This window comes from Pseudoalteromonas sp. UBA6610, from assembly GCF_002433295.1.
GTDB classification, from domain to species: Bacteria; Pseudomonadota; Gammaproteobacteria; order Enterobacterales; family Alteromonadaceae; genus Pseudoalteromonas; species Pseudoalteromonas atlantica.
Genome location: NZ_DJHW01000136.1, coordinates 1 through 19,247, shown reverse-complemented (window position 1 = coordinate 19,247; position 19,247 = coordinate 1). Strand labels below are relative to the sequence as shown.

18 protein-coding genes and 1 pseudogene are annotated in these 19,247 nt (G+C 42.0%); 11 read left to right on the top strand and 8 right to left on the bottom strand.

Features of this window, described 5'->3' with window-relative positions:
• From B4F91_RS17850 to B4F91_RS17825, 6 genes and pseudogenes are all read left to right on the top strand, one after another.
• Positions 1-502, top strand: a pseudogene (locus tag B4F91_RS17850) (electron transport complex subunit RsxC); the annotation flags it as partial.
• Complete coding sequence (rsxD, locus tag B4F91_RS17845) at positions 499-1,557, top strand: electron transport complex subunit RsxD (RefSeq protein ID WP_154946024.1); 1,059 nt, start codon at positions 499-501, stop codon at positions 1,555-1,557. The pseudogene B4F91_RS17850 and the gene rsxD, both read left to right, overlap by 4 nt.
• Positions 1,554-2,192, top strand: coding sequence for an electron transport complex subunit RsxG (gene rsxG / locus B4F91_RS17840; RefSeq protein ID WP_004589482.1), 639 nt, complete (start codon positions 1,554-1,556; stop codon positions 2,190-2,192). The genes rsxD and rsxG overlap by 4 nt, the downstream gene beginning before the upstream one ends.
• Positions 2,189-2,887: an electron transport complex subunit E gene (locus tag B4F91_RS17835; RefSeq protein WP_004589483.1), complete on the top strand. Its 699-nt coding sequence runs from the start codon at positions 2,189-2,191 to the stop codon at positions 2,885-2,887. The genes rsxG and B4F91_RS17835 overlap by 4 nt, the downstream gene beginning before the upstream one ends.
• 44 nt (positions 2,888-2,931) lie before the next feature.
• The gene (gene nth, locus B4F91_RS17830; protein ID WP_286939105.1) at positions 2,932-3,594 is read left to right on the top strand and encodes an endonuclease III; all 663 of its coding nucleotides are present in this window, start codon (positions 2,932-2,934) and stop codon (positions 3,592-3,594) included.
• Positions 3,595-3,597: 3 nt separating this feature from the next.
• Positions 3,598-6,087 carry a BsuBI/PstI family type II restriction endonuclease gene (locus tag B4F91_RS17825; protein ID WP_286939104.1) on the top strand — a complete coding sequence of 830 codons (2,490 nt, stop codon included), beginning with the start codon at positions 3,598-3,600 and terminating at the stop codon, positions 6,085-6,087.
• A gap of 123 nt (positions 6,088-6,210) precedes the next feature.
• Here the strand turns inward: B4F91_RS17825 and B4F91_RS17820 are convergent, their stop codons facing one another.
• From B4F91_RS17820 to B4F91_RS17810, 3 genes are all read right to left on the bottom strand, one after another.
• Positions 6,211-6,792 (bottom strand): recombinase family protein, encoded by a 582-nt coding sequence (locus B4F91_RS17820; RefSeq protein WP_261591768.1) that lies wholly within the window; start codon positions 6,790-6,792, stop codon positions 6,211-6,213.
• A gap of 154 nt (positions 6,793-6,946) precedes the next feature.
• Positions 6,947-7,162, bottom strand: a complete 216-nt coding sequence (locus B4F91_RS17815; RefSeq protein ID WP_261591767.1) for a hypothetical protein — start codon at positions 7,160-7,162, stop codon at positions 6,947-6,949.
• Between the two features lie 2,219 nt (positions 7,163-9,381).
• Positions 9,382-11,052: a recombinase family protein gene (locus tag B4F91_RS17810; protein WP_286939100.1), complete on the bottom strand. Its 1,671-nt coding sequence runs from the start codon at positions 11,050-11,052 to the stop codon at positions 9,382-9,384.
• Positions 11,053-11,073: 21 nt separating this feature from the next.
• On the opposite strand from B4F91_RS17810, the gene B4F91_RS17805 reads away from it, so the two are divergent.
• Positions 11,074-11,370, top strand: a complete 297-nt coding sequence (locus B4F91_RS17805; RefSeq protein WP_414704623.1) for a hypothetical protein — start codon at positions 11,074-11,076, stop codon at positions 11,368-11,370.
• A 49-nt stretch (positions 11,371-11,419) separates the two neighbouring features.
• Here the strand turns inward: B4F91_RS17805 and B4F91_RS17800 are convergent, their stop codons facing one another.
• Together B4F91_RS17800 and B4F91_RS17795 are read right to left on the bottom strand one after the other, a co-directional pair.
• The gene (locus tag B4F91_RS17800; RefSeq protein WP_286939097.1) at positions 11,420-12,079 is read right to left on the bottom strand and encodes a hypothetical protein; all 660 of its coding nucleotides are present in this window, start codon (positions 12,077-12,079) and stop codon (positions 11,420-11,422) included.
• Position 12,080: 1 nt separating this feature from the next.
• Positions 12,081-12,587, bottom strand: coding sequence for an RNA polymerase sigma factor (locus tag B4F91_RS17795; protein WP_286939095.1), 507 nt, complete (start codon positions 12,585-12,587; stop codon positions 12,081-12,083).
• A 379-nt stretch (positions 12,588-12,966) separates the two neighbouring features.
• Here B4F91_RS17795 and B4F91_RS17790 point away from each other — a divergent pair, with 379 nt between their 5' ends.
• Positions 12,967-13,707 carry a putative quinol monooxygenase gene (locus B4F91_RS17790; protein WP_286939094.1) on the top strand — a complete coding sequence of 247 codons (741 nt, stop codon included), beginning with the start codon at positions 12,967-12,969 and terminating at the stop codon, positions 13,705-13,707.
• 83 nt (positions 13,708-13,790) lie between these two features.
• Entirely contained in the window at positions 13,791-14,897 is a 1,107-nt protein-coding gene (locus B4F91_RS17785) for an SMP-30/gluconolactonase/LRE family protein (protein ID WP_286939092.1), read from the top strand.
• 24 nt (positions 14,898-14,921) lie between these two features.
• On the opposite strand, the gene B4F91_RS17780 is transcribed toward B4F91_RS17785, so the two are convergent.
• From B4F91_RS17780 to B4F91_RS17770, 3 genes are all read right to left on the bottom strand, one after another.
• On the bottom strand, positions 14,922-15,842 hold the full coding sequence (locus B4F91_RS17780; protein ID WP_286939091.1) for a LysR family transcriptional regulator: 921 nt from the start codon (positions 15,840-15,842) through the stop codon (positions 14,922-14,924).
• A 110-nt stretch (positions 15,843-15,952) separates the two neighbouring features.
• Positions 15,953-16,318 (bottom strand): DUF4345 family protein, encoded by a 366-nt coding sequence (locus tag B4F91_RS17775; RefSeq protein WP_286939089.1) that lies wholly within the window; start codon positions 16,316-16,318, stop codon positions 15,953-15,955.
• A gap of 2 nt (positions 16,319-16,320) precedes the next feature.
• A complete protein-coding gene (locus B4F91_RS17770) occupies positions 16,321-17,286 on the bottom strand; it encodes an AraC family transcriptional regulator (protein ID WP_286939087.1) in 966 nt (321 codons plus the stop codon).
• Between the two features lie 207 nt (positions 17,287-17,493).
• Between B4F91_RS17770 and B4F91_RS17765 the strand changes: the two genes are divergently transcribed.
• Positions 17,494-18,444: an SDR family oxidoreductase gene (locus B4F91_RS17765; protein ID WP_138579701.1), complete on the top strand. Its 951-nt coding sequence runs from the start codon at positions 17,494-17,496 to the stop codon at positions 18,442-18,444.
• Between the two features lie 35 nt (positions 18,445-18,479).
• On the top strand, positions 18,480-19,106 hold the full coding sequence (locus tag B4F91_RS17760) for an alpha/beta fold hydrolase (RefSeq protein WP_286939085.1): 627 nt from the start codon (positions 18,480-18,482) through the stop codon (positions 19,104-19,106).
• Positions 19,107-19,247: the final 141 nt, after the last annotated feature.

Here is a 19,247-nt window from a genome sequence, read left to right as displayed (position 1 = left end):
TGCTGCTATTGCCCGCGCTAAAGCTAAAAAAGCGGCGCAAGCTGAGCAAAGTGCAGAGCCACAAAACGATGAAGCCGCCCCGCCCGCTGATGACAAAAAAGCAGCGGTAGCTGCTGCTATCGCGCGTGCTAAAGCTAAAAAAGCCGCTAAAGCGGCTGCGCAAGCCCAGCAATCAGATGAACCAAGTGCTGCTGAGCAAACAGGTGAAGTTGAGCCTGAAAACTCACAAACACGCTCTCCTGCTGATGACAAAAAAGCGGCCGTAGCTGCTGCTATTGCCCGCGCTAAAGCTAAAAAAGCCGCTAAAGAAGCAGAGCAATCAGCAGCAAGTGAACACAGCACACCTGAACACAGCAATGAGCCACAAACCAGCAGCGGTTCAGACTCTGAGCAAACGGCCTCTGAGCAAACTGCAGCAGAGAAGAAAAAAGCCGCCGTGGCCGCCGCAATAGCGCGCGCCAAAGCTAAAAAGTTACAAAAAGAAGGAAATGATCAGTCATGAAATTAACCATGGCCAGTTCGCCGCACAACCATAGCCATAAGTCGTTAACGCGATTAATGCTAACCGTAATTGCTGCGTGTATTCCTGGGCTAATAGCGCAAGTGGTATTTTTTGGGACTGGCGTACTTATTCAGTTAATACTGGCACTTGTTGCTGTAAGCGTATTTGAAGCAGCCATTATGTTAATGCGTAAACGCCCTGTTTGGCCTGCATTGAGTGATGGTAGTGCTTGGCTTACTGGTGTGCTGTTAGCACTGAGTATTCCGCCGCTGGCGCCTTGGTGGGTCATTATTATTGGCTGTTTATTTGCCATTGTGATTGTAAAGCAACTTTATGGTGGGCTTGGCTTTAACTTATTTAACCCAGCAATGGCCGCATACGTACTACTTTTAGTCTCGTTTCCGGTGCAAATGACCGCTTGGTTACCCGTTACCGATTTACTTAACGCCCCAATTGGCTTTATTGACCAATTACGCCTTATATTTACCGATTTTACCGCTCTGGGCTTTAGTGTCGATCAAGTCCGTGCCGGCGTTGATGGCCTCACCATGGCCACCCCGCTTGATACAGTTAAAACCGATGTAGCACATGGTCTAACCGTTAGCGAAAGTATGCAAAAACCGATTTTTTCTCAATGGGCTGGGCTTGGTTGGCTATGGGTTAACCTAGGCTTTTTAGCCGGTGGTTTATACCTTTTAAAAGCTAAAATTATAAACTGGCATATTCCAGTAAGCTTTATAGGCTCACTAGCGCTGTGCAGTGCCATTGGCTATATTGCCGCACCGGGTACCGAGCCGGGTATGGTATTTCACCTATTAAGTGGCGCAACCATGATGGGCGCATTTTTTATCGCCACCGATCCTGTTTCGGCTGCAACTACCAATAAAGGGCGCTTAATTTATGGCGCATTAATTGGCTTGTTGGTGTATTTAATTCGCACCTTTGGTGGCTTCCCTGATGCGGTAGCCTTTAGTGTATTATTAATTAATATTGCTGTACCGCTGATTGATTACTACACCCAACCACGCACTTATGGCCACGGAGCAGTAAAATGATTATTTCATCAATGGCTAAAAATGGCGCGATATTAACAGCCTTTGCACTGATAACAACAGGCTTAGTTGCCTCAATTGATGCCTTTACCGCCGATAAAATTGCCGAGCAAGAACGCTTGCAACTAACCTCACAATTACAAGAGGTATTAAACCCAAGCAGCTACGATAATCAGCTCAATACAAATTGCGTAATTATGAGCGACGAACAACTTGGTCCTTACCCCGAGCAAGTTATTTACCGCGCTTATAAAAATCAGCAACCTGTTGCACTTGTAATAAGACACATAACACCTAGTGGTTACAGTGGCGATATTAACTTATTAACCGCCGTACTTGCTGATGGCACCATTGCCGGCGTTCGCACTACTAAGCACGAAGAAACGCCCGGCTTAGGCGACAAAGTAGAAGTTAAAAAGTCGCTATGGATCACTACATTTAACGATTTAACGGTTCAAAGTGAAGACGATGCCCGTTGGGCGGTAAAAAAAGATGGTGGCCAGTTTGACCAATTTACCGGTGCAACAATTACCCCTCGCGCCGTGGTAGGCTCGGTAAAAAATGCCGTATTATTTGCAAAAACTAACTTTGACGCCATTTTTAAACAGCCTAATGCTTGCCAAGAGGTAACACAATGAGTGAGTTAAAAACCTTATACAAAGAAGGCGTATGGGCTAATAACCCCGCGCTAGTCCAGCTACTCGGTTTATGCCCGCTTTTAGCTGTTACATCAACTGTAACCAACGCGCTTGGCCTAGGCTTAGCCACTTTATTAGTTTTAGTAGGCTCTAATATTACTGTTTCAGTTGTGCGTAATTGGGTGCCTAAAGACATTCGTATTCCGGTATTTGTAATGATTATTGCAGGCTTTGTGACCATAGTTCAGCTACTTATGAATGCGTACACCTTTGGCTTGTATCAATCATTAGGCATATTTATTCCACTAATAGTAACTAACTGCGCCATTATTGGCCGTGCAGAGGCGTATGCTTCTAAAAATCCTGTTCACCTGTCTGCATTCGATGGCCTAATGATGGGCTTAGGCTTTATGGCCGTACTGTTAGTGCTAGGTGCAATGCGCGAACTGATAGGCCAAGGTACATTATTTGATGGAGCCGATTTGCTTCTAGGGCCATGGGCACAAAGCCTACGCTTGGAAATATTTAGTTTCGATAGCCAGTTTTTACTTGCTATTTTACCACCCGGCGCCTTTTTAGGGCTTGGGCTGCTAATAGCAGCAAAAAATGTTATTGACGCACAAATAAAATCAAAACAAGTAACGCCGCCAGAAGCCGAAAAAGGCCCACGCGCACGTGTTACTAGCTTAACTTAAGGGGAAAACGCATTAACGCTATTAGCTAATGCGTTTTAAGTTGCATGAATAAAGAAAAACGTCACCAAATACTCTCGCGCTTGCGCGAGCAAAACCCGCATCCAGAAACCGAGCTTGAATATTCAAGCCCATTTGAGCTACTAGTAGCCGTTACGCTCTCTGCACAAGCCACCGATGTAGGGGTAAATAAAGCCACCCGTAAATTATTTCCGGTTGCTAATACGCCACAAGCCATTTTAGATATTGGCCACGATGCGCTTCGCGATTATATAAAAACCATTGGCTTATTTAATTCAAAAGCCGCAAACGTGTACAAAATGTGCCAAATATTGGTTGATCAACATAACGGCATTGTTCCCGAGAACCGCGAAGCTCTAGAAGCCCTACCCGGTGTTGGCCGAAAAACCGCAAATGTAGTGCTCAACACAGCCTTCGGCTGGCTAAAGGATAACGAAGGTAGATACTTCTTAGCGGTTGATACTCACATCCAACGCCTTGCAAACCGCACTGGTTATGCTAAAGGAAAGACTGTAGAGCAAACAGAACAAGACATCATTAAAAAAACACCTAATAAGACTGAGTTCATGTTTAACTTGCACCACTGGTTTATCCTTCATGGTAGATACGTTTGTACTGCGCGTAAGCCTAAGTGTGGTTCATGCATCATCGAAGATCTTTGTGAATTTAAAGAGAAGACCGAAGGATAAAAATTGACCACATTACACCATGCCGATGCAATTAGAGTAAAAGCCAACTCAGCCCTAGACCCTAAAATTAAAGGCAACTTGGGGCAGTTCTTCACTAGCGCTCCTATCTGCTTATACATGGCATCACTATTTGATAATATTGGGCGTGACGTAAAGCTATTAGATCCTGGTTGTGGTTCTGGTTCATTGTCAGCCGCATTTACCGATGAAGCTATCGCACGAGGGCAAACAGAGTCATTGTCACTGAATACATTTGATGTTGAGGAACGTGTAGTTCCATACATTAATGAAACCCTCTCCATTTGCTCCTCAGAAGCGCTGAGAAAGGATTTAAACCTAACCACCAGCTTTACCCTTTCTGATTTTGTAATAACCTCAGGAGAAGCCTCAGGGCTCTTTGGCGAAGATGCAAAGTACACTCACTGCATCATGAACCCTCCCTACAAGAAGATTGCAACAAAGAGCGAGCATAGACTAGCCCTCAGAGCTGCTGGTGTAGAAACCGTAAACCTGTACACAGGCTTCCTCGCTCTAGCAATACAGCAATTAGTTGAAGGAGGTGAATTAGTAGCTATTGTTCCTCGCTCATTTTGTAACGGCCCATATTACAAACCATTCCGAGAGCTTATGCTCAAAGAGACCGCATTAAGACATATTCATATATTCGACAGCCGGAGCAATGCATTCAGCGACGACGAGGTTTTACAAGAAAACATTATTATCCACCTTGTGAAAGGAGAGCAACAAGAGAGCGTGACGATCACGTCTAGCCCTGTAGCTGATTTCCACATAGACGTAGACAGTAATACTGTCTCAGCATCTGATATGACGACTCGCACTGTAGCTTTTGAAAGTATTGTAAACCCACAAGATAAAGACAGGTTTATTCATATCGCCGCTAACCAGCGAGACCAAGCAATAATTGATCGCCTAGGGTTATTCACTACGTCTCTTGATGAATTGGAGGTCAAAGTAAGCACAGGCCCTGTAGTTGATTTCAGATTGAAGGATGACCTCAGGCAGGAAATAGAAGAAGGTGCTGTGCCACTTATATACCCTGTTCATTTAAATGGAGGCATCGACTGGCCTAAGAAGTCGAAAAAGCCTAACGCTATAAATATCTCAGACAAATCTCGTCCATGGCTGTGGAAGCATGAAGGTCACTTCGTCATCGTTCGTCGCTTTAGCTCTAAAGAAGAGAAACGACGCATAGTTGCCACACCATATGATTCTTCATTGCCAGGAGATTTAATTGGGTTCGAGAATAAGTTGAACGTCTTCCACGCTCAGAAAGAGGGCCTAGATAGAGAGCTTGCATTAGGGCTCTACGTTTACTTGAACTCAACTTTACTGGACAAATACTACCGCCTTTTCGGTGGTCATACACAGGTGAACGCAACAGATTTACGAAATATTCACTACCCTACAGTCGAGTCACTTCGTCATATTGGAGGCCAAGTAACACACTCAGACTTAAGTCAAAAACAAATTGATGATTTATTAGACAAGGAGTTCTATAGCATGACAGGCAATAACAATAATAACCCACTAAAAACACAAGAAAAAGTTGAGCAAGCCATTGAAATAATTACCTTGTTAGGTATGCCTCCAGCTCAACAGAATGAGCGTTCTGCTCTAACATTCCTTGCGCTGTTGAATCTGCATCCAGAAGGTTCTTGGCAAGAGCTGGAGAAACCTATGCTTGGGGTTACCCCAATAATGAGCTGGGCTAAAGATGTGTTCGGCAAGGAATATGCTCCTAACACACGTGAAACTTTCCGTAGACAAACTCTTCACCAATTTGTTGATGGAGGGTTAACTTTATACAACCCTGATAAGCCAGACCGTCCTGTAAACTCACCTAAAGCTTGCTATCAAATCGCCCCTGAGCTGTTTGAAGTGCTATCTACTTACGGCACTGAGCAATGGGAATCCTCTGTTAAAGGCTGGCTCTCAAAGCGAAACACATTAGTAGCTCAGTATGCCGCCGCGCGTGAGATGGAAATGATTCCTCTGACGCTAGATGATGGTACTAAAATTAAGCTTAGCCCAGGTGATCATAGCCAGCTTATCCATGACATCGTAGTCGAGTTTGGCCCACGTTTTGCTCCTGGCGCAGAGGTTATATACTTAGGGGATACGGGTGCCAAGGAAGACTTTTTCAAGAAAGAACGCCTAGCGGAATTGGGGGTCACTGTAGACCGTAAAGGAAAATTACCAGATGTTGTTCTTTATTGGCCCCAAAAGGACTGGCTTTTACTTATTGAATCTGTAACCTCACACGGCCCTGTTGATGGGAAGCGTCATAGTGAACTACGTGAACTATTCAAGCATTCAAAGCCTGGCATTGTGTATGTCACAGCCTTCCCTGATAGAAAAGCGATGGGAAGATATCTTGCTGACATAAGCTGGGAAACAGAGGTTTGGGTAGCTGAGGCTCCCACTCATATGATCCACTTTAACGGTGATCGCTTCCTTGGCCCTCATGAATAAACGTCAAAGCACTTCTGAGCAATCATTGAATTAGTGTGAAAAATAGCCTCCCTAGAACAGAAGGGGCTGAGAATGGAATGCACCGTTCCTAAAATAGGACAGGTGCATTCTAGATACATTCGTCTATGAATTACTTTTGAATTCAGCCTGCAACCGTTTAACCGTTGAAAGCGACACACCAAGCATTTCGGAAACTTGAAGAAGCGTGTGACTTTTTCTTAGCTCCACTACCTTCGCTGGTGTTGCCTTAGGCGGCCTACCACATGATCTGCCTTCTGCTTTCGCTCTTGTGACTCCTTCTTTCACGCGCTCCCGAATTCTACTTCGTTCAAATTCCGCAAATGCGCTAAACATTTGAAGCATCAGCTTTCCCTCGGCAGTCGATAAGTCCTTCGTTGGTAAATCTAAGCAGTGAACCTTTACTCCTTTGTTAATTAACATTTCAATTGTATGCTGTACATCTATGTTGTCCCTACCAAGCCTATCTAGCTTTAATACCACAAGGGTATCTCCATCGTAGAGTTTGTGTTTATACATATCTCGAAACCCTTTTCGCTGCATCGCGCACACGGCTCCAGACACTCTCTCACTTACAACAAAATGCTCATTTACTTCGTAGCCGTTATTTTTAAAGGCTAGCACTTGATTATCAACCGTTTGCTCTGTAGTAGAAACTCGACAATAAAAAAATGTTCTTTGACTCATACCTCAAACCCGTAGCTCAAAACCCCCCTCACAATATCAGGCCAGGCTCAAAATCCAAACCCCCTATTTTTGAGCCCCCCTTTTACCGGCTCAATTTAGTAGGCCCAAAACCTAATGGTTTTGGGCCACTAGACCATCATTTCGTTGGAGGTGTTTAATTAGTCTTATTACCAAGGCTATTAAAGTCATCTTGGGTAAAAGCAGTAAACCGACTACAGAATTGTTCAATAACCTGAGTCGTCATTGCTTCAAATATAACGGCGCTGACAACATCGCCTTTTTCTAAAACGTTTCCATACATATCTAATAGGGCAAGCTGCTGCCCTTCCTCTAATAGTAAGCTTTGGTTGGTTGCTTTAATGGGGATCATAAAATTCTCGTGCCTCAATAAAAGAAACACTCGCCTCTTTGCGGTGTTTGCTAGTTGTTCATCAATTGGTTAATCAATGGGACACTCCATTAGGTATCGGACCAGACATGTATAATTACTATGTTTGGATTTTCCTATCTAACGGGCTTTAGGGTTACACGGGCGAAGGGGCCAAGTATTGGGCAATGTCTGATGGGCTCCCCTAAAGACGTCGGCATATTAAATCCAAATAGCTTATGCTGCAAGCCTTTTAAGAGCAAAAACAGCTAGTTGCTCGACAAACACACAGGGTTGTACAACGATTTCTAAGGCTAATATCCAAGGGTTATATGAGGAGTTTAGGGGCTATCGTAAAAAATTCATTAAAGTCATCTCTAAAAATCGACTGCACAGTTGGTTCACCCTTTAAATACAGGGCTAACTTCGAGACTTATAAGCTGAGTCCAAGTAAAGTAACGCAGTCTCACCCAACGGGCAGACCACGGTTAATGAGCTTTTTTCCTCTGCGCCGCAGTAGCCTAGTTTTTCGTAATGAAACAACGCCTTTATAAGTGACTGTGCTGCCTGATATCCTTTAAAGCCTTGAAGGCTCTACAATAGTTGCATATAGAGACTATGATACACATCAAGCAATCACTTAAATCAACGCTAAAGCCCCCAAATCCCCTGCCCCATAAGTAAATTGCCAATGCGTTGACTTAGTCAACAGTTACAAGTTTACATATGTACAAGGGCTAGAATACACACCATAAGTACTACCCCCCTTAACTCTTGCTCAGAGCCGCTAAGTGGCACCAATATATAGCCCCCTTCTTATAATGAATTGAGCCTCTTACTCAGCGTGCTGCTCTTATGGGAGCCCATCATAAACATAAAAAAGAGCTAGATACTAAGCCCCTGTCCTAAATGTGTGAATCGAGTATTAACATTGGATTAGGAACAAACAATCAGCGGTTTGCAGCACAGATTGCTGCGCCTATTCTACTCATGTATCAGTGTACATGTACTTTCCATGTGATGGCGTTCATGTCTATTGTAGATGGAACGATAATAGCTACTTCCTATAAACTTAAATGAGCTATGTCGCCTTTAAATTCATTGAAGCTTCTGTACGTCAGCCTGTCTCGGTGCCTGTTGATTGTGAACACGTTCCCAGCTCGCAAGTGTTGTTCTATGCTTTGTAATTGAAAGCCAGTCCAAGGAAGTGAGCCGCTCTTTTTAATGGAGTTTGGGGGCCTAAGCTTGCTAGAGTCATACTCATTCGCATTTTTGCATTTACGCGAGGAGTCCTTACTAGCCTCTTTCGTAGCATATGACAAATGGTACAATAGACTCCAGTATAATGAAGGGTCTTTCCTATCAAGCCGCCATGACGTGCCTTCTAAGTAGAACAGAGCGAAGTTAAACCTACTTGCAATCAGTCTTAGCTTCTTAGAGAGCCAGTAAGCACTTTGAATTTGACTACCATCAACCAATAGCCACAAGTGATAGTGCGGGTATTCCCCATCTTTAGAGAACTCCCTCACCCAAAAAAATCCCAGCCTAGTGATCTTAATTAATCTTCGCCCAGGCTTCACTCCCTTTGCTAGCTGTTCTTGTTTAAGTTCCCGACCATAAGCCGACCTTAGATAGACCCTAAAGGCCCTCATCATCTCCGACATCAATGTATTGTTACCAGCATTAATAAGCTCTAAACATTGCTGGTAGCGCTCGCAGTTATCGGATGCCTCAGTCATAAAGTTAACCGTTAATGGGACTGCCAGAACCTTCCTATTATGCTCTAGCATGAGGTCTACTTGTCGTTTGCATCTACTAAACATCCTCTCATAACAACCAGAGTCTTTAATAGCGTTTATATGACTTGGAACACCATCAATTAGTACCCAACCTTCTCTTAATACTTTTCTTTTACTCACCACTGCTTAACACCCATTAGGATAATAATATATACCTAGCAACAGTTGCATTCGATGGGCTAATAGTCATTGTTCATAATGAACTGCTATGTAGAGTAATACAGAAGGGTAATGTCCTGTATGCCACCAAAAAAAGTCATGACAATCTGTTGCTTTAATTTTGGTGCAGCATTCTTAATCAGCCCCCTTAAATAGTCAAGGCAAATCAGCAAAAAACCTTTTAAAATCATCGTTGTACAACGATTTTGGAAGGGTTCATTGTACAACGATTGTTATCAAAGAGTAGTAAGCTTTATAAGGTTTCTAACCATAAACCGTATTTAAACTCACGCCTTTCACAAGCTCACCTGTTTTTTTATTCATCCTTATCAATCGCTTCTTACCATTGTAGAACTCGCAAGTAAGATCTATACATTCCCCACTGTTTCCACCGAATGACTCTATGAATGAGGCAAGGCCTTTCTCTTGCTTTAGCTGAACGTCAACCTGTAAAGTAATAGACTTAAAAGTGTCTTTGACTAACTGACGAATATGTAGTCTTTCTTCACCTGATAGCACACGTAAATCCTTAGTTAAATTCAGCCAGCGCTCTGTAACTTCGTCACGATGGGTGTTCTTACTTTTAAGCTCATCATTGTGTAAGGCCTGTATTGCATCACTAACCTCCTGCTCCTCGCTTTCTAGAGCTTTGATTTTGTCCAATATGGCCTTTGCAGGGTTCTTATCTTCTATGATAAAGGTTAGGAGTTTTTCAATTTGCTGCTTTAGTTCAACTAACCTTGCTTCATGCTTAGCCTTCTCTATTAAGATTGACTGTTCATTGTCTGATTCCAACAAAATCCTCCTTAAATTCACATTATCTTGACAGAAGAGCACTATGGCTTTTTCGATTAACTCTATCTGTACTGTGGCTTTCATTGTACAGTTGTTATTACGCCGCGCTTCAACGCAACCATAGCGCTTATGACTGCTTTTAACTTCGTCAAGGAACTTATTCCGATACACAACGTGCGCACCCACAGATTTGCCGCACGTCCCACATTTGAAAATACCAATTCCCGCTAATATACCTACGAACTTTTGTGAGTGCTTAGTCGCTCCTCGCTTCTTCGAGTCCTGAATCAATAGATCAAACCGCTCTTTAGTGATTAACGAGGGATAATAATCACTAAGAACATAGTCAGTACCCCCAACAGTGACGTTCAATTCACCTAATAGGGTTCTCCTTTTCACTTCCTTATATACATTAGCACCAGTGTGATGAACAGTTCCCTTACCGAACTCCTTATTCAGCAATTCGGCTATTTTAATCCCACCATAGCCTTTCTCAAAAAGTGCGATTTTACGTAACATAATAGCCTTCTCATGGGGCTTGAGTTTAAATGCTTTTGCCTCTGCGTCCCACTCGACCCAACTAGGGGCTTTACCACACTTCACTCGAAAGCCTCGTTTACCATCTAGCCAGTCTACACATTGCTTCACTAATGCAGCTCTCACACGCAATGACTTAGTCTCACTCTCTTCGTTTGCCCTAATCAACACTAGAACGATATAAATTAAGTCCATCGGGTTCTGTTTAATCGTCTGTTTATTGAACTCCTTGCGATCTACAGCGGTTATCACTGTTATCCCTGCGTTGATTATTTTGGCCATGATCCCCTGGCTCTCTAAAGGCTCAGCTCTCGAAATTCGGTCTAAACTTTCAATTACTAAAACTGATCCCGATGGGACCTTCCCCTGTTCAATCGCGTCCAGAAATACACCTAAAGCACCTCGGGTTATATTAGCCTGATGGTACGCACTCAGCCCCATATCTCGCATAGTTAGAGACTCGTCTAACTCTAAGCCCTTATCTCTAGCGACTTCCTTGGCGTAATTTAATTGCCTATTAAGTGACTGTCCCTTCGCTTGGTCAACGGTGGAAAATCGAATGTAGCTGTACAGTAGAGGTTTTTGAAATGAAGTGTTTGCCATGTGGAATAGGTAGGTTGTCTAATTTCGGCGCAGTATATAGTAAGCCTAAGCACCCATCTACTACAATTATCTTTTGGCTGGCCGACCATTGCCGTAGACACGCATATTTTTCGTGTTTCAAACCGCACCAAATTTGCTATGGGTAAAGATGTAGTCGCTGTAGAACAAAAGCTTGAAAAGGTTGTCCCTAAAGAATTTAAAGTAGACGTACACCACTGGTTAATACTACACGGACGCTACACCTGCGTAGCACGCAAGCCTAAATGCGGCAGCTGTATTATTGAAGACTTGTGTGAGTTTAAAGAAAAAACAGAATAACCTCGAATAACTCTATTTTGGGTATTTTGAAAGTTAGACAGCTAATTAATTAGCTGTCTGTCGAGTCTATATTATTTATAAATTGCGCCATATTAACTAAACGCTCACCGACAATAAATGCAATGGTGCGTTTAACCCAAGGCGCTTTAATATTTGTGTAGTTTAGTTTAGCTAATACGCAGCTTGTAATTATTAAAAGTAGAAGCGATGACACGCTGTAAAACCAAACCATGTGTTGCTCTAGGTGTGCATACAAGTCAATTTCAAATAGCTCGTCAAAGCCAATAAAAACATAAGCCATATAAAAAGGAGCTGACATAAGCAACAACTTAGTTAGTTGTAATTTATGTGAGCAAAGGCGGTAAACGTCTTTTTGAAGTTGGCTAATTGGCTTTGCATAATCAACTTTAGCAATATGCACTATTTGGCCGATATTACCTGCAAGGCCAGCAATGGAAAATACACTCAGTATCAACGCAGATATTGAAGGCGCTGAAACACTAAAGTTATTTGCAATATACTGCCCCAATAAAACAATAATAAAAAAGAAGGCTGCGCTTTCAATAATACGTGCCCACTTCATAGTATTAAGCTCTTTCATTTGTTTATTCACTTTTGTTTCGCTCAGCAGTGATTGGTTTATTGTAATGGCCGATTCGTTAACACTATTTTGCTGCTGCCATGTGTTTTTAAAATTATCTAAATTCATTTTAAGCCCCTTGTTTTTCAAATTGATTTTTTAGTGTTTCTTTAATTCGGCCAATTCGCGTAGCGACGTTGGTTTTACTTATGCCTAAACTCGTCGCTATGCTTTGATGGGATTCGCCTTCTAAATACAGCAATACTATGGCTTTATTTAACTTATCGAGCTTTGCTATAAATTCATAAAGCTGCTTAACCTCTTCGCTTTTATCATTGTGCGCTGAGAGGTCGGCTATGTGCACAATGCACTGCTCACTTTCATTGGCTTTCTCTTCTCGTTTACTGTCTTTGCGGTAATAGGAAATCGCCACATTCAGTGCTATTCGGTACATCCACGTAGAAAACTTATAGTCTTTGTCGTAATTATCATAAGCAAGCCACATGGTGGTGAGTATTTCTTGCGCTAGGTCTTGCCTGTCGTGTTGGTTTTGACAGTAAGAGTTTACAACTTTATAAATAATGCCTTTATGCTGCTCCATTGTTTGAGTAAACAGTGCTTTTTTATTGGTGTTCATTTACGCATAAATCCATCATCTAAATTAATCTCATCACGTAGTTGGCTCATCACAGTTTCATTGTGTTTAATTTCTAATGCATCTGTTTTTAAAAGTAATAAAGTGCGGCGCTTTGGCTAATGCAACATAGCCTGTACACATTTATATAAACATTTTAGCTGCACGATAGTACTCACATAATCGCCTTATCTAGTTATTCGCAGTATCGCTGAAATAATCACAATTATTATTAAAATAAATTATAAACAAAAACTACGAAGTGATTCTTAATTACCTTCATTATCAATACCAATTAACTTTGTTATCTTCTCATTCGTCAACTCAAGACAATGTAGATTAATTCGGAAGAAATGTATCTTCCTATACTGTGGAGAATATTATGTTTAAGAATTTTGGTTGGATCGTTGAAGCAAAACTTAAAAAAGGCGAATTAGAAAACTTTAAAGCGGTGATGAATTCGCAAGTTAACCGCGCATTGACTGAAGAAGGTACGCTTAATTACCAATACTATTTGTCTGATGATGGCGATGTTTTAGTTTACGAGCGATTTGCTGATGCACACGCTTCACACGAACACATTGAAAACTGGGATGCACATGCTGAACGCTGGATAGCCGCTGCTGAGCCAACTCGTATGCTTCATCTTGGCGATTTACCTGATGATGTACGAGAGCGTCACGCTGCGCTATCACCAACATGGCTAAAACCATTAGGTGGCTTTGCTCGAGAAGTAGATGAAACAAGCATGATTAACACTGACAATGGCACAACCTTCGAAAATTTTGGTTGGATTGTTGAAGCTAAACTAAACGAAGGCCAACTTGAAGCATTCAAGGCGGTAATGAATTCGCAAGTAGAAAGAGCTAAAACAGAGCCTGGCACTTTAAACTATCAATACTACCTATCTGATGAAGGTGACGTATTGGTTTATGAGCGCTTTCGTGATTTAGAGTCATCCTTCACTCATATTGAAAATTGGAACGACCATGCCGAGCAGTGGATTAAAGCAGCAACCCCAACACGTATGGTCCATCTAGGTGACTTACCTCAAGAGTTACGAGATATGCATGCTGCACTTTCGCCACTATTACTAAAACCATTGGGTGGTTTTGCTAAATAACTAGTAGCTCCAAATGCCGGTTTTTATATCGATTATGATTACCGGCCATGTTTTAAACATCCATTGCCATTTAAAGGGATACTATGAATATTTCAAAAAAATACTTAAAAATAGTAAGTTTACTGCTTATTTCAGGTGCTCTTTTTGCCTGTACGCAAACGCCACCTGCACAACAAACTTATTCACTACAAAATTTACCTGCGCAGTTTAATTCTCCTGCCAGCTTTGCACTTGATGCTAATAACAATATTTTATTTACTTCACCAAATTTACATAATCAAACACTTATCGAAAAAGGGGTCATACAAAATGCCCAAGCGCCAACGATTGGCCTAATTGGTGAAAACGATCGCGTATCAGTATGGTATACATTTAAGCCCCGCGATCTTGAACCAACCAGCGGAGTAGTTACGCCTATGGGTATTGCTATGGGGCCAGATGGCAACATTTACGTAGTCGATATGCAATTATGGTTTGGTGGCGAATCGCGTTTATTACGCGTTAATGTACAAAACCCTTTAGCAACCACTGTTGATGTTGTTGCTAAAGGGTTTTCTTTTCCTAATGCCATAGCGTGGCACGGTAACGACTTATTCATCTCAGATACAGTGCTTGCAACTGAAGAAGGCAGCTCGACCACCAGCGGTGTGTACAAAGTAAGTTTAGAGGAATTAGACCCAAAAAATCCATTACAGATCGCTGCGTATAAAGGAAAAGATAATTTTGACGCACATTTATTTGAAGTCTTTTACTCAGATGGAAGCCTAGGTTTTGGTGCCAATGGTTTAGCTGTTGATGAGCTTGGTAACTTATATACCGGTATTATGGAAGAAGGGACGGTGTATAAAACCACCATTAGTAAAAATGGCACTAAACAATCAACCACGCTATTTAGTGAAGGCTTGATTGCAAGTGACGGTATTCAGTGGAGTGAAGACTCTCAAGCTTTATATATTACTGACTTATTTGACAATGCTGCTTATAGTATTGATGTAAATGGTAAAACAACTTTACTGACAAAAAATAAAGACAGCGACGGTACAAATAATGAGTTAGATGGACCTGGAGAAGCGATTGTTAGAGGCAATAACGTGTATATTACAAATTTTGATGCAGTGTTTGATGCACCAAACATGGCCAACACGCAAGCTGACGCACCGTTTACTATATCAACAGTGTCTTTAAAATAATGATGCACTCAAAACGGTCAGCGCTCACTGACCTTTTTGACTCTCCAATACTTTATCCCAATAAGGCGGGCTGCCATAGCTGGCTGAAAAAAAGTCGATAAATGCCCGCACCTTTGGGGCCACTAATTTTGAAGACGGGTAAACCGCCCATATAGAAGCATGAGACTCTAACGGGTAATCCCTTAGAATTTGTACTAATTGACCTGCTTTTAATTGCTCATAGGCAATCCAAGTAGAGCACATGATTACCCCCATGCCATTAATGCCCGCATTGCGCACCGCCTCTCCATTATCTGAGGCAAAGCTCCCTTTGGTTTTAACCGTCTTTGACCCACTAGGCGTTTTAAAATGCCAATGCTCATTGCCTATTAAATTAATACAGTTATGTTGTAAAAGCGCTTCGGGATTGGTAGGTATACCATGCTTGTTAAGGTAATCTGGTGATGCACATATAATTCTGTTGTCAGTTGCGAGCTTCCTTGCGACTAATGTAGAGTCTTTAAGCTCTGCGTTACGAATAGCAATGTCAAACCCACCTTCAACCATATCTACTATTGTATCGCTAAGGCGAAGCTCTACGGTTAAATCAGGGTAAAGATCCATAAACTTATTTAGCGCAGGAATGAGATGAATATGACCAAAAGAAACAGGGGCTGTTATTCTCAATTTACCTGCTATTTTTGCTCTTTCGCTTTTTACAGACGTTAGTGCGATATCAGCAGTAACAAGCACATCCTTTGCGTGGGGCAGAAACTCTTTCCCTTCATCAGTAAGCGATACTTTTCGTGTAGTTCTGTGTATTAGCCGAACTCCAATACTCTCTTCTAATTTATTAAGGTGAGCACTTGCTACAGCCGATGACAAGCCAAGTTCAGCTCCAGCTTTTGATATATTATTAGTTGCAGCTACTCTGACAAATAAGTTTAGGTAATCGAGGTTCATCATTATTTAGTTCATAGGTAAAAGTAAACGACAGATTAGTTTCACTTTACCGCTCCTTTAAAAAACACAGAAACTAAAATTACTTTTAGTTTCTAAAATTAACAATCTTGATACTAGCTGCGTACTTTTAAATACCACCAAATTAATGGCGCGAGTATTACTATTTCAATACCCACATTTAGCCACTGTTTTGCTACCGAGCCATCTAACATAATGCCAATAAGCCTTGCAATTAATAGTCCTACGAGTAACGATGACAGTGTTGCCGCTATGCTAGCTTGCCAAGGTACAAGCTGAAAATGAAATTGCAGTAATAAGCCAAAACCAATAAATAACCCCCACCAAATTCTGCGCTCTACGGCCTTAAAAATATCATTCGGAACTGGCTTATTGCTTATCAGCTCAGGGTTGACAGCTAACACTATGCCAAAAATAATGAATACCGCACCAACAACCCTAAAAATGACTATATTATCCATGATCAATCCCTCAGGCTGGTTGTTTGATCAACTGTTTGAACAATCGATTGCTCAACAAGCTCCTGAGGTAACTCCTTTGCTTGGCTCCACTGCTTTGGCGATTGCCCATACATACGTTTAAATTCTCGGCTAAATTGTGATGAGCTAACATAGCCTACCGACATGGCCGCCGAACTTACGTTCATACCCGCTGCAATTTTCATCGCAGCGGTATTTAAGCGCATAGATTTAACAAATTGAATCGGCGACATACTGGTCGCATCCTTAAATTTTCGATGCAAAACTGCCCTACTTACGCCAATTTTTGCTGCCATATCGTCTATGGTTATGGTTTCATCTAATCGAGATGCCAAATAATCAATTGAGCGTGCTATGTCGTTTCCTACGCCAAAGGCTTGGTGCACACTACTACCTGCCTGTCCGTTTAATATGGCGTAATATAATTCTCGCAGTCGCCCTTCGCCTAAAACCGCAATATCTACAGGGTTGCCTACAAGTTGCAGCAATCGTAGTAATGAATCGGTAAATGAGCCATCCCATGCTGCGAGTGTAAGCCCTTGCGTTTTGGGGCCTGATGCGTGTTTTTTTGCACCTTGTGCAGCCATGGTAATAGATAATTCGGTCATCACTTTTGTATCTAGCGATACAATAACGCCTAGCAAGGGGTTCTCAGGTGAAGCCGTGGGTGTACCCGCTTCTACCGGCATAGACATAGGGCAGCACATATAATTATTTTCATCGTATATAAAATGCTTACCATCGAGTATGGCTTCTTTAGCGCCACTGACTATAGCAACAATACACGGCTCGTATACCGCAGGTGCACAGCGCATAGCCTGCGTTACTTTAAACAACTGAACACCTTTAATACCCGTTTCTATTAGCCCTTGGGCATAATTTTCATCGTTGTTTACATCGTTAAAAGACAGGCTATTTTGTATAAGTTGCTTAATGTGGTGTTTGCTCATTCACCCATACCCTTTAAATATAGAATAAATCCAATCTAGCACCGTAAATACACATTCTCAATGCAGCGATACAAATAGGCATATTTTAGAGAGGATATCGCCTAGTTACACCTAGTAGCGAGAGTTATATTACCTAACAAGCAATGTGGAACAATGCGCATAGCCCTGTACTGCATATTTATACTTATATTGATAGGAATTTAACTAATGAGCGCAACTAACCCATTTGGCCCTTCTGGCTGGACTCCCGACCAACTCAGTTCTTTAGTTGGTAAATGCTATCTAATAACGGGAGCAAATACAGGCGCAGGCTTTGAAGCAACCCGACTATTACTCGCTAAAGGCGCAAAAGTAGTTATGCTCAATCGTAACCCTTTAAAATCAGATGAAGCTATTGCTAAGTTAAAACAGGAGTTTGGCAATAGTACCGATGTGAGCTTTATAAAAATGGACCTAGCAGAGCTTGCATCAGTACGCCATGCAGCCAACGAGGTATTACAAGCTGTGCCACACATAGATGCACTTATTTGTAACGGCGCTATTGCGCAGGTCGCGACTCAGCAATTTACTAAAGACGGCTTTGAAAGTCAGTTAGGGGTTAACCACTATGGGCACTTTTTACTGTGTGGTTTGCTATTTAATAAAATAGAGCAATCTAGCGGGCGTATTGTCGTAGTGGCCAGTGAAGGCTACAAAATGGGGCTTAAAACGATTCAATTTGATGACATGAATTGGAATAAAAACTACCACCCAAATAAGACCTACTGCCACAGTAAACTTGCACAAATGATGTTTGCTTATGAGCTGCAAAATAAAATAGCCGCCGCCAATAAAAATGTGCAGGTGTTTGTGTGTCACCCAGGTGCAGCTAATACCTCTCTTATTGGCGATAATGTTAACTTTGCAACCCGATTTACCTGGTCACTAATAGTAAAAATGGGCTTAGCGCAATCGGCAGAGCAAGGTGCATACCCTGAGGTTATGTGTGCCACCGAGCATAACCTAAAACAACGTGCGTATTATGGCCCATCAGGAAGATGGAATTGGAGCGGCCCCGTAGGAACATGCAAACTTGAGCCGTTTGCTTTAGATCAGCCTGTACTTAGCAAATTATGGGCGGTTACTGAGCAGCACACTGCTTTTAAATGGACAATATAATTACTAATAGCGAACGTGTGTAGGGTGTAAAAGTAATGAAAAAACCATTAGTAATCGGCCTAATACTTTTCCTAACCGGCTGTAAAAGTACCAATAATCCTCCTGTGCAGTATAAACCTAATGATGAGCTGGTAGTACTTGCCCATGGATTAGGCAGAAGCGATTGGGTAATGCGATATTTTGCCCAACAGCTTAAACGTGCTCATTATAAAGTATGCAGCCTAAATTACGCCTCTTTAGGGCAAAGTGTTGAGGCTGTGTTTACGCAAACAACCACACAAATTAATGCCTGTATTGCTAACGCGAGTAAAGTACATTTTGTCGGCCACTCCCTAGGTGGCTTAGTTATTAGAGCCTACTTGCAAAATAACCCTCGGGTATTTAATGGTAATACACTTGGAAATGTCGTGTTAATTGGTACGCCTAACAAAGGCTGCGAATTAGCTAATCATTTAAATGGTTCATGGTTAATGCATATAGCCGGCGGTGTAAGCCAATCTCTAATTACAGGCAGTAAGAGTTTGGGCAACACCATAAATGAGCTGGACATTGATTTAGGCGTAATAGCCGGTACTAAAGCATCCCCCCTGACACAGCATTATTTTAAAGGTAAAAACGATGGCTTGGTGTCTGTAGAATCAGCCAAACTGAGGGCGTGTTGATTTTTGCGGATTGAAATTTGTTCAATCTAGGGGCGATTAAATCGCGGCGCGAGGTTTGTAACCTAGTGGGCTACGTAAAAACCGAGTAACAAAGAGTAAATAGCCCCTAGGCAGAACCCTTAGGGCAGCGCCTGTTTGGCA